The organism is Kitasatospora papulosa (genome assembly GCF_000717245.1).
GTDB lineage: Bacteria > Actinomycetota > Actinomycetes > Streptomycetales > Streptomycetaceae > Streptomyces > Streptomyces papulosus.
The window spans coordinates 1-11,617 of sequence record NZ_JNYQ01000033.1 but is presented as its reverse complement, the minus strand read 5'-3'; the positions used below and the strand labels follow the sequence as shown (position 1 = coordinate 11,617).

General features: G+C 68.8%; 8 protein-coding genes and 1 pseudogene. 3 read left to right on the top strand and 6 right to left on the bottom strand.

Features of this window, described 5'->3' with window-relative positions:
- Positions 1-162 precede the first annotated feature (162 nt).
- The gene (locus IA22_RS0133230) at positions 163-1,089 is read left to right on the top strand and encodes a hypothetical protein (protein WP_030125824.1); all 927 of its coding nucleotides are present in this window, start codon (positions 163-165) and stop codon (positions 1,087-1,089) included.
- Between the two features lie 179 nt (positions 1,090-1,268).
- Here the strand turns inward: IA22_RS0133230 and IA22_RS0133225 are convergent, their stop codons facing one another.
- The 6 genes from IA22_RS0133225 to IA22_RS0133185 form a co-directional block, all read right to left on the bottom strand.
- The gene (locus tag IA22_RS0133225; RefSeq protein ID WP_030125823.1) at positions 1,269-4,757 is read right to left on the bottom strand and encodes a hypothetical protein; all 3,489 of its coding nucleotides are present in this window, start codon (positions 4,755-4,757) and stop codon (positions 1,269-1,271) included.
- A gap of 595 nt (positions 4,758-5,352) precedes the next feature.
- On the bottom strand, positions 5,353-5,586 hold the full coding sequence (locus IA22_RS0133215) for a hypothetical protein (protein ID WP_134664076.1): 234 nt from the start codon (positions 5,584-5,586) through the stop codon (positions 5,353-5,355).
- Positions 5,587-6,151: 565 nt separating this feature from the next.
- Positions 6,152-6,448: a hypothetical protein gene (locus tag IA22_RS0133205; protein ID WP_078605691.1), complete on the bottom strand. Its 297-nt coding sequence runs from the start codon at positions 6,446-6,448 to the stop codon at positions 6,152-6,154.
- Positions 6,448-8,343 (bottom strand): helicase associated domain-containing protein, encoded by a 1,896-nt coding sequence (locus IA22_RS0133200; protein WP_421702152.1) that lies wholly within the window; start codon positions 8,341-8,343, stop codon positions 6,448-6,450. The genes IA22_RS0133205 and IA22_RS0133200 overlap by 1 nt, the downstream gene beginning before the upstream one ends.
- A gap of 293 nt (positions 8,344-8,636) precedes the next feature.
- Positions 8,637-9,509: an IS3 family transposase gene (locus tag IA22_RS36690; RefSeq protein ID WP_030125818.1), complete on the bottom strand. Its 873-nt coding sequence runs from the start codon at positions 9,507-9,509 to the stop codon at positions 8,637-8,639.
- Positions 9,506-9,808, bottom strand: a complete 303-nt coding sequence (locus IA22_RS0133185; RefSeq protein WP_234434677.1) for a transposase — start codon at positions 9,806-9,808, stop codon at positions 9,506-9,508. The genes IA22_RS36690 and IA22_RS0133185 overlap by 4 nt, the downstream gene beginning before the upstream one ends.
- Positions 9,809-10,063: 255 nt before the next feature.
- Here IA22_RS0133185 and IA22_RS36975 point away from each other — a divergent pair, with 255 nt between their 5' ends.
- Entirely contained in the window at positions 10,064-11,026 is a 963-nt protein-coding gene (locus IA22_RS36975; protein WP_014140624.1) for a hypothetical protein, read from the top strand.
- Positions 11,027-11,203: 177 nt separating this feature from the next.
- A pseudogene (locus tag IA22_RS38405) lies at positions 11,204-11,520 on the top strand (transposase); the annotation flags it as partial.
- Positions 11,521-11,617: the final 97 nt, after the last annotated feature.

Genomic DNA, 11,617 nt, shown 5'->3' with positions numbered 1-11,617 from the left:
GTCACTGAGCTGTCGGCGCGTCACACCGGCGTTCTACCGTGATCCGTCCCGGCACGGCAGCGGAACGCAGATATTGATCACGACCTCACACAGGCCCTAACGTCCTTCTGCGCCCGGCCAGCACACCGTTTTCACTAGCCACCGCCAACACCGGAGACTGTCATGCCTGACCAGCAGCCGTACCAACCGAAGACGGACAGCGAACCCAGCGTCCATGAAGCACTGCGCGATCACACAGCACTCCGCGAGCGGACGGTGGACGACCACATGTTCACGGCCGGCGAGGCCTGGGGCATCCCGAGCACCTTCCGGCTTCAGCTCTTCACCGCCCCAGGCCACCGCCCAGTAGCCGTAGTCACGCAGACACCCGACGAGGGAACCAGCCTGACGAACGCGGCCGAGCACTACGCCTCCCGCGTGTGGGAGCTCCACGCCCCCGATGAGCCGGAACCGCCGATCTGGATCCAGCACTACGTTGAGCCGGATGATCAGCAATCCAACGACGCGTTCGACCTCGTTCGCCTCCGTGTGGATGGCCGCTTCGAGCTCAGCGTCGCAGGGTGGCTGCAGATCGCTGCGGACCAGATCGCCACGCTCGTCGGCACTCCGGTTGATGGAACCCGCGGTGAGCGATACGTCCCCCACCCCGCCCCTCCGGAGCAGCGCCTGCAGTACGTGGTCATGGACGTTGCTGACCTCCCAGAACCGACCCCATTCCGGGAAGCCTGCATGACCCCGCTCCGCCGCATCCTCAACCGCCTCCTCAGGCGTACATCGTGCTGTTGGTACCACCAGCAGGACTGGTCAAAGGTCAGCGAGCTCGGGATCCAGCTGATCGAGCACGCGCGCAACGACGGGAAGACGGACCACGAGATCTCCGAGCAGTTCATAGCCATGGCCAGAGAGCTCGGCACCAGCAACAAGGACCTCATGGCCCTCAAGTCCTTGCTCGAACCGAGCGTCGCCATAGCACCGCACCTCGGCGAGAACGCCACTTACACCAACGGCAACCATCGCGCCCGGGCGATGAAGGACGCGGACGTCACTCGCACAGTCGTGGCCACCTGGCTGCCGCCCCATGCAGGCTGACGGAGCAGCGCCGACGTCCGACCGCTGAGCTACAGCAGGTCGACCTCCGCGTCGGTGTAGCTTCCGGATGCCCGCCTCCTGAGTGCGTGTGCCTGCCGCCGGGGTGCGGTGCCAGCGCCTCGAGCACGCAGGAGGCTTATGCTCCTCGGCGCTCGCAGCTCGCTGCCTGCTTCCCAGCCTCACTCCGCCACCGCGCCCTCAAGGAAGTCGTGGTGGAGGGCGAGGGTTTGGCCGAGGTCCCTTCGGCCTGGAGTGCCGGGCTGGGAGGTCTGCCACAGGGTGATGCCCGCGTTCTTGATCTCCGCGGTGCGGAACGACGCGAGGGTGGAGTCGTCGGGGTCCTTTGCGGCCACGAGCACCGCGAGGACCTGGTGGGCGGATTCAAGGTCCGGGCGCCGTGCCGCGCGCCGTGCTACGGCGGTGATGTTGGTGATGTCGGTGGTGCGCTCGATGGTCTGGGCGGTCAGCTCCAGCCACACCGCGTCGTCCAGTGCTGCGGCGTGGGCGAAGTTCCCGGCGCTGCGCAGGTGGCCGGCCGAGCCAGGGACGTCGAGCGCGAGCACGCTGCGCCACAGGTCCACCCCCTGCTCGATGTCCGCTGCGTTCTCCGGTGTAGCGGTGCGGGGCAGGAGATGCTCGGCGTCGCCCAGCAGGCGGGAGATCGCCGCCGGGCCGCCGTCGCGGGCGGCGAGAAGGGCGAGGAACTCGGGGCGGCCGCCGAGGGTTGCCGGCTTGGCCAGCAGCAGGGCCGCGCAGTATTGCCACAGCGTGGCGTTCTTCGTGCTGTCGCCGCTGGTGCGGCTCAGGTAGATGGCGAGCTGGACCGGGTCGAGGCGCTGCAGGATCCGCAAGCCCTCGGGGCGGATGCTCCTCTGGGAGTTGATCCCGAGGACGGCGGGCGAGACTGAATTGTCGAGGTCGAAAAGAGCTGCCTTGTGCCGGTCGACCCAGCGGGGTGCGTGCTGGATCAGGGCGGGAAGGTGGTGGCCGATGACCGCCAGGGCGCGGTCGTCAGTTCCCGCGTCGATGATTCCGTCGAGAAGGGTCTCGACGGCCACCGTGAGCTCGGCCGGGGCGTAGACGAAAGTCAGACCGTGTCGGATGAGGGCGTCCAGCGCGAGGCCGCCGATCTCCTGGTGTGCGGTCGACAGCGGGTCGGCCTCCGAAGTGGTCGGCTCGGTCCACGCGGTGACGGCTGTCTCCAGCCAGGCCGTGAACGTAACCGCGATGTCCCCGAGGTCGATTCGGTGCGTCCATGCCTCGCTCAGCGCCAGGCACAGCGTCAGCTGTGCCTGCAGCTGGACCGAGGCCCCGATGCCGGGTGCGCTGAGCAGGTCCCACAGCGCTGCGATGACGGCCCTCGTGGTGGGCTCGTGGTCCGGGAGCGGGCACGGGTCGGCGGTCAGCGGGGTGCGCAGCGCGGCCAGGTAGGCCTGCTGCAAGGCGGGATCAGCCAGGGCGGCAGCGACCGCGGGGACGTCGGTGGCCCACAGGGCCGGGTCGGTGGCGACGAGTCGGCCCAGAACGATCCGGGCGTAGTCCAGGGACAAGGATCCGGTCCGTTGCCGATCCAGCAGGAGTGCGGCGGCCGCTGGCGCGCCCTGGCTTGTGGCGACGGGCGCGAGATCCTGGGCGGCGGCGGTGAGGGTGTCAAGGTAGGGGACGATCTGAAAGCGCGGCAGCAGCTTGGCCGGAGCGGGTCCGATCAGGTCGGTCACCGCGTCAACGGCAGGCTGCCACGGGGCGAGCACCGGTGCCGGCAGGACCGGGGAGAGCGACCACACCATGTCCCAGCCTCGCGGGGCCGGTACGTTCCAGTCGGCGAGGGCGCGGCGGCCCGCGTCGAGGTCGGCCCCGGTCGGGGCGGCGCCGAGCCCTTGCACGAGCTCCGCCTCCATTGCGGGCAGGGCGTCGGGCGGGCAGCGGTCAAGTGCGGCAGCCAACAGGTCGACGGTGTCGGCGCCAACCATCTTGACGTCCCCGAGGCGCGTCAGGAGGCCGCGGGCTGCCGTGAGCCAGCTCTGGGAGATCTCGGAGTCGCCGTACTGCTGAGGGACCGTCTCCAGCAGGTGGGCGGCCAGCACGCGGTCCGCCCAACGGGACGGCCCCGGGAGGTCCGGCCATCCAGCGGTGCGCTGCGCCAGGGTGACGCCGTGCTGAAACTCGGTCCGGGCAAAGTCGAGGCGGGCACGGACCGCGATCCGGGTGGCGGACGGACCGAAGCCGTCGGCCGAGACCGCTTGGCGCAGATCGTCCGCCATGTCGAGGCCCGCCTGCTCCGCTTCGGAGTTCACGGCGGCATCGACGACCGCATTCATCGCGCCGCGTACGGCACGCACCACGGCCGTCTCCCGGGCACCGTCCGGGCCGTACGCTGCGCGTTGGAGGTCCGTCAGTTGTGCCTGGAACTCCCAGTACTGCCCGGCAGGGTGATCCACCACGTACAGCAGCACCCGCTTGGCCACTTCTACCCAGTCGACGTCTCGCTCGTCGGCCGGGACGTCGACCAGCCACACCACCAGCTGGCGCCACAACGTTTCCACGGTGCCGTCCTGGCGCACGACGGTCCGCACCTCGGGGGCGGAGGCACCGCCAATGGTGCCAGCCACCCTCAGGAGACCGGCCAGCACGGCCGGGTCCACGCTGGTGAAAGCGGCTCGGTGCTCCCCGAGCCACTCCAGGACCCTCTGCGGATACGCCTGCGCGACGCGCTCCAGGTACGGCTGGGCCGGCCATCGGCCCGCCTCGGGCAGAAGCCGATTGGTGTTGACCAGGTCGAGCCAGGCGGGGCTCACGGCGTTGGCGAAGAACCACCTGATCGCGCGTGGCTGGTGGATCGCGGCCACCGCGGCGCCGTCCGCCGCGCTCGGCTCCTTGTTGCGGGCGAGTGAGACCAGCAGCGGGGCCAGGGCGGGCAGGTCGAGCAGAAGCTGCTCAACGTGCGCCAGGAAGTCGGAGACCAGGCGTCGGGTGCTCGTCTCGTCCTCGGCGCCGCCGCCGTGGAGACTGCCGGAAGTACGCCGATAGAACTTCGACCAGGCCCGGAATGCCTCCTCCTCGCCGAGCCCAGGGGCGGTCCCGTGGTACCGGTTAGTGAGGTGGGCCACCTGACGCGACCGGAATTTGCCGGCGTTCACCTCCCGCGCGTAGTAGGCCCACGCATCCCGCAGACCGGCGAGGCCGTCCGGCCGGGCGGCTGCTTCGGCTGCTCCGGAGGCCAGACGGGCTTGCCGTACGCGGCGCAGGATCTCAACGATCGTCCGTTGGTCATCGCCGGCGGCAGGCAGCGCGCCCAGTCTCCCGGCCAGATCCAGGAGCTCGCGGACCGCCTCGTACTCCGCCCGCGGGTCGGCCGGGACCGGCAGCCGACCGTCAGGGATACGGATCAGCCGCTGAACGCCCGCTCCAAGGCCGGCCTTCTGCTCCATGACATCCGGCACGTCAGCGGCGTCGATTGCGGCGAGCAGCTTGTCCAGCGGGCCCCGCCCCTGCTTGCCGGCCTGCTTGAGGAGAGCCGCGACTTCCGTGTTGACCTGTTCCTGGGCGGCGCGCGGTCCCTCGAAGTCCTCCCCGGCTTCTTGGAGGAGCGCATCCAGAGCGGACCGGCAGGCCGCCAGGACAGTCTCGAACGGCCTGGGCCAACGGTCGGGCTCCTTGAGCAACTGCACGGCAGTGCGAAGGTGGTCCAGCGCCCGCTCGCCGTTAGCTCCCAGCGCAGAGAGGGCAGCCGCAGTGTGGGAGCCGTCCGCTAGCCGGGACCAGTCAACTTCCGCGCCAGGCGTGCCATTCGGTGTCACCAGGCCACGCTAGCAGCGCTTGAATGGCCGGCGCGGGCGGTGCTGCTGCCCGCAGAGACGGTGCTGTGGGACGGCACTCGGATGCGGATCGCATCCCCGGCCGCTGTACCGGCCCGCTATGCGGCCTCGTACGGTCAGGATTCGGAGATCACGAGGGATGGGGGTCTGAAGGGCATCAACGAGTAGATCGAGGCGTCTCGAACATGGGAGCACGGCACCCCGGGGCCGCGCCTGTAAGACCTGAACTCCGCCGCGCTGGTGCGCACGGCCACGTTCCTGGAGTGGATGGCTGCCTTCATCAAGGAAGATCCGGAGGCCTCGGCTCTGGTGCAAGCTGACAACGACCCGGCCATGCTGCTCCCGTTGGTGGATACCACACGAGGCCGAGAGCGGCTGCGCCTCGGACCCGACGACAGCGGGGCCGGACATGATCGCCCTGCCCCGCCCCACTGTCGTTCCCGGCGGCTCACCGAACCAGTCGGGTACGCGGCCCCCACACGAATTCGAGGTTGTCCAGAAAGACTGTCTCCAGTTCCTTCTCCCACTGGCCGCGCAGAAGGAACGGGGCATTCTCCATCCGCTCCACGATGACCAGAGTCTCGGGCTGTTCGATCAGCGCGTACCGGCCGTGTGAGGCGGGCATGCTGCCCGGCCCGTGCGTGCGCAGCATCTCCTCCAGACGCGGGCGGTGCTGCTCCACGAACGCCTCTAGGCGCTCTATGTACCCTTTGCGTTCGTCGGGAGGTACCGCGCTCAGAGCGACGTCCAGGAAGTCACCGCCGTCCGGCCAGTGACGCCTCCCTGGCGCGGCCACGGCCCACGGAAAGCGCTCTGCGGCTGCCAGGACGTCCCTCGCTTCCAGCAGCGAGGTCAGGATCCGGCGCGGGAGCCTTCTGCGGCGCGGGGGAGGCGGGCTGCTGGAGGTCTGCGAGCAGCATGGCGCTGGAGGCGGCGTGCCCTCGCTGGGCGGTGGAGGTGGTGTCGGCGATGCGAAGCAGTTAGCTGGCGACGTCGCGGACACCGGCGAACCAGCCGTCCTCGAACCGTGGCCCGGATCCGTGGGGGGCTGCTCTCGGAGATCCAGGTGTGGGCGCCGGCCACCGCCCCGGCCTCCAGTTTCGCCACGATGTCGTCGGCCTGCTCGTGTCCGATGCCGACGGCGGACAAGTCCCGGAAGACCATGAACCGCGCGTCGGTGGCCTCGTGCTGGTGGTGGCTGAAGCGGGCCAGCTCCTGGCCGTACGCGTCGGCCTCCTGCTCGGTGCTCACGCGGTGTCTCCCTTGTCGTGGTGGGTGCGGTTGGCGGCCCAGTCCGGATCGCGTACGGGCGTGGGCGCCTGCGTCTCGGCAGCCGGGGCGCGCATGCTGCGCCAGCTGGTGCGCGGCGCGGTGACGGCGTGGGCCAAGACGACGGCGGCCTGGCGGGCGGCGCCGCCCCGGACCCATGAACCGGTGAAACGGACCTGATCGGCCGCCCAGTCGCCCAGCTGCGACCACGGGCGCAGCCGCCCGAGCAGGTAGCCGACGGCGAGCGCCGCCGATGCGGTGGCGACGGCGTCCATCAGGACCACCGCATCCCGATGGTGGACAGCTGCTCGGCCCGTTCGGGCGTCAGCGTCGCTGCACGAGAGCGCTGGTTCGCGACCCATGCACCGAGTTTGAGCGGTCGTTCCTCCTCCTGGCTCTCGGCAGCCCCGGGGATGCCGATGGTCTCGATGTGCTTGCGGGGGACCTTGAGGTGGCCTTCCCGCTCGAAGAACTGCTGGGCGGCGGCAAGGTGCAGCCCCCACTTCTGGGCCTGACTGGTCGAGGCCTTTGGCTTCTCGGCTTCGTCGGCGGGTTCGATGCCCAGAACCTGATCACACATCCACTGCTGGGCGCCGGTGAGCTTGTCCCACCCGGTGCGGACCGTCTGGACCCAGCGGCCGAGGTCCTCGCCCTGAGCCAGGGCCTGCCCGGGCCGGGTGGGCAGGGATTCGCCGGCTTCGAGGTGGAGGCGGGTGAGGTGGAAGGCGCGCTGCCAGGTGACGGGCCAGGCCGGGCACCACGATGCGTCGATCTCCTCCAGCTGCTCGCGCCGCTCCTGCGACAGGACCCAGCCGGTGGTGTCGGCGGGCAGGCCTTGGGCCTGGCGTTGGTGGTTGTCGTCGGCGCGGCGGGCTGCGGCGCGGGCGTTCTTCAGGAAGGTGCCGACCTTCGCTCCTTCGTAGGTGGCGTCCAGGGGTGCGAGGAGGTGTCCGTGCAGTTGTGCCCAGGCTCGGGCTGCGGAGAGGCCTTCTTCCCAGGCGATGTCGACGGTGGACCAGATCATGCCGAGGTTCTCGAGCTGGTCGATCCGGTTGTCCGGCATGGTGCCGCGGGCGTACTGGCGTCGTGCGTCGGCGATCCACTGTCCGAGCGGGAACCCGGCCAGCGACGCCGGCCACCCCCTCTCGTCGGCAGCGTCCTGCCCGGTATCAAGGTCCTCGGTCTCCTGGGTTCCGGGGACGCGGAAGGTGAAGGGCACGCGCAGACCGCCGTGCAGGCCCGTGTAGAGGACGGAGGCTTCGATCCCGCGACGCCAGTGCTCATGCTCAGGGTCCAGGATCCGCAGCTGGATGAACGCTGCCAGCACCGCAGGATCCCGGGGGGTGCTGAACTTCAGCAACTCACGAGCCCCGGCACTCGGCCCCTGCTCGTCGTCGCCTTCCCTCGGTTCGGTGTCGACGTCGTCGATGTCCGCGTCACCGCTGTCATCAGGCTCGGTTCGGGTGGGGGAGGGGGCCTGGCCGAGCGTCTCGACGACGCGGGCGTCGTGGGCGCGGAGGGCTTCGAGGAGTTTGGCGAGGTCTCCGTAGGCCTTGCTGGTGAGCATGCTCGCGGCGCTCTCGCCGGGCTTGAGGAGGATGGGGACGACGAGGGAGGCGGTCTTGCCCTCGCCGGGCTTCATCCGCAGGGCGCGGCCGACGGCCTGGACGAGGTCGGGCATGGAGCCGCGGACGTCGGCGAAGTACACGCTGTCGCAGTCGCGGGTGTCGACCCCTTCCCCGAGGACCTTTACCGAGCCGAGGTAGCTCTTCTCGACGACGGTGCCGTCGCCGGCGATGCCGGCGGCGAACTCGTCCAGGACCCGGGCGCGCTGGAGCGGGCTGTGCTCCCCGGACAGCCACTCGGCCCAGATGGTGCGTGGGTAGAGCTCCGGGTCGTCCTTGTGCAGGCGGGCGGCGACGTCGGGAAGGCCGACGGAGAACGCTTCGGCTTCCCTGACCAGGTGGTGGAAGGTCAGGGTGCGCTTGAAGTCCTCCTCGGCCGAGGCCTTGACCAGGGCGGTCTGCAGGGCGGCGATCCTCGCCCCCCGCGCCTCCTCGGTCGTGGCCTCACTGCCCGGGCGCAGGGTGTCCTGGTACTCGGTGTCCGTGACGTCGACGCAGACGACCTGGTAGCGGGCGCAGATGCCCCAGCTCACCGCGTCGGACAAGGTGAGCGTGTACGCCCTAACCATGCCTCAGGCGGGCGCGACTACCCGAGCGCGATGATCGCTCTGTGCCCTAACTGCCATCGCAACAAGACTCACGGAGCAGACCGAAGCCGGCTGACCGAGCGGCTGCGAGCGGAGGCCTTGAAGCGCCACACGGCCCTGCGCGGTCCCGGCAAGGATTAGGCATTGTTTCTCGGATCATGTGCGGAGCCAGATGAGGAGGGCCGCGAGCGTGACGGTGCCGAGGTAGATATGAGCTTGCTCCGCTTTGACGGACACCATTGGTGTGGTGGTCAGGTTGCGAGTGCGGTCTCGTACTCGGCGGGGCTGAGGTAGCCGAGGTTGCTGTGCAGTCGGTGCAAGTTGTACCAGCCCTCGATGAAATCGAAGATCGCGGTGCGGGCGGTGGCCCGGCTGGGCCACGCGGAGGTGCCGAGCAGTTCACGTTTGATGGTCGAGAAGAACGACTCTGCCAGCGCATTGTCCCAGCACTGACCGGTGCGGCCGACCGACAGCCGAACCCCGAACCCGGCGGCCAGGGAGGCGAATTGCTGGCTCGTGTACTGACAGCCGTGATCCGAGTGGAAGATCACGGGACGGGTGGGGCGACGCTGCCGGCAGGCGGCCGTCAGCGCCTCGGCGACCAGGTCGGTCCGTAGGTGATCGGCGGTTGCCCAGCCGACCACGCGCCGGGAGGCGATGTCGATGACCGTGGCCAGATAGAGCCAGCCCTCGTCGGTCGGGATGTAGGTGATGTCGCCGCACCGGCGGGCATCGAGCCCGGTGCGGCCGGGCTGGAAGTCCCGGACGATGAGTTCAGGACGGAATGCAGCCCTGGGATCGGGGACCGTGGTCACCTGCCGTCGGCGGCGGTGCCGGCCTTGTAATCCGGCGGCCTGCATCAGTCGTGCGACACGACGCCGGCCGCACCCGGCGCCCTCCCGTGTGAGCACGGCATGCACACGCGGGGCCCCGTAGGTGCCACGCGATCGCGCGTGGACCTCGGTGATCTGCTCGGTCAGCTCGGAATCCCGCACCGCACGGGAGCCGGGCAGACCGGAGCGACGGGCATAGAAGGCGGTCCTGGAGACCTTCATCAGCTCACACGCCCGTTTGACGCTGTGACCTGCACGCTTCTCCGCCTCGATGAACGGGTGCACCGTCACCGGGTCTCCTTCGCGAAGAAAGCTGTGGCCCGCTTGAGGACGTCGACATCCTCACGCAGCCGGCGGTTCTCCCGCCGCAGCGCAGCCAGTTCCTCGCGCTCAGCGCTGGTCAGCCCGTTGCGCTCGCCCGCGTCGACCCCGGCCTGCTTCACCCAGTCCCGCACCGCGGTCTCGGTCAGTTCGAAGTCCTTGGCGACCTGGCCGACCGAGCGGTCACCCCGTCGGCACAGCCCGACGATCTCGGCCTTGAACTCCGGCGTGAACGAACGGCGAGGGCGGCGAGGCTTCTTCTTCCCCATGCTCTCCACGATGGACATCCTCCCGGGGCAGAACCCCAGATCTCGAATGTCCGTCAAAGCGGATCAAGCCCAGCCGGGCTGCTGAGTCCGGCTTGCCGTCATGGGGTAGAGCATGACGGAGCTGGTTCTACGGGTTGGCCACCGAGTGGTGCCTCCCTGTCGCCCCGATGCCTCGCAGAGGCGTTCGGGCAGGTCGGCGTGTGAGAGGCTCTGCCCTCAGCGTGCCGTGGGGACGGCACGAAGGGGAGGGGAAGCATGTCGATCGATCCTGCAGATTTCGCAGCCCGCCTGCGGGCAGAGCAGAACGCTCCAGGCCGTGAGGAAACGCTACGGCGGGAGCGGGTAACCCGACGGCGCAAGGCACTACTCGGTGCCGGTGCCGGGATCCTACTTCTCGGGGGCTTCGGTGTCTGGCTCGCGAGCGCCATGGGTGGGCGGCCTGCTGACGAGCCATTCGCCCCGCGCATGTTGGACGAGGCGATGTGGCCAGACGCCTGGCCGGCCACCACAAACATCCCCTTCCGGGGCTCACCAGCCGCTGCCTGGGGGAACGGAGCCCTCGGGATACGTCTTCCACAGTCCAAAGCTGTTGATGGTCTGACTGACCTGGAGGTGTCAACCAGCCTTGGGGCCGTTCGCGACTTCCTCATCGCGGCGAACCTCTCCAGCCAGACCGTCTACGGCTCCAAGCCAGTTGGAGCGTTGAACTTCCTAGCGCCGAGTGATCCCGCCCGCAGAGAACTGGATGCAGCCTTCACCGATCCGAGCACCGGTCGGGGATCGCTTCAGTTCCTCACTCGGTTCGACAGGGACGAGGTGCAGGTGCTGGCATCTGAGGGAATGGCCAAAACTGACGGCACGATGACGTACGAGGTCACACCGGCGGGCGAGCTGCTGGTGCAGGCCGACTACACCTTCGTCTACGCACTGGTGAAGACGAGCGGAGCCAAGCAGATCAACCCAAACGGCTTCGAGGTCGCCAGGGTGGTTGTCCACCGGCAGCTCGACATCCTCGTCCGTGACGGAAAGCTACACCTGCAGACGCACGCGACGGCGATAGCCAACGACGACTGCACCGCGCCCGCCGACGGGTTTATCCACCCGCTCTTCTACGACGACCTGAAGAAGACCAAGAAGTGGGCGTCAGTCGACCCGTACGCCGAGAAGCACGCCGACGCTTCGGCCCCGGGGGCATGCGTGCGCCCGACCCGGACCTGACTTCTAACTGCACCGGATGCTCCAGTAAGCCGCAGATGCAATCTCGGGCAGGGCTCATCCTCTCGATGGCGAGTGCTCAGTGGTCGTTAAGTCCGACTTCTGTTCGTTCGTGATCGCTCGATCGTGGCATCGATCGCGGTGCTGCTCGATGGGCATGTCCATGTTGAGATGCGGGGCGTGATGAGAGAGCCGTATCTCAGCGATTTGTCGGATGGGCAGTGGGCGTTGATCGAGCCGATGATCACGACCTGGAAGCAGGGCCGGGTGGCGCGGTCGGCGACCGGAGATCCCAGGTCTTGCGTTGCGACTTGCGGGAGGTCGTGAACGCGATCTTCTATCAGAACCGGACGGGCTGTCAGTGGCGGATGTTCCCGCATGACTTGCCGGCCTGGTCGGCGGTGTTCTACTACTTCAGGTTGTGGCGTGAGGACGGTCTTGACCAGCGGATTCAGGAGCTCCTTCGTTGCCAGGTCAGGGAGAAGGCCCGTCGATTAGGGCCTGTGTGAGGTTGTGATCATTCGGTCGTCGGTAAGAGGTCGTTGATCCAGATCAGAGAGGCTCGGAGGTGGAGTCCGGCGTCGTAGCTCTCGG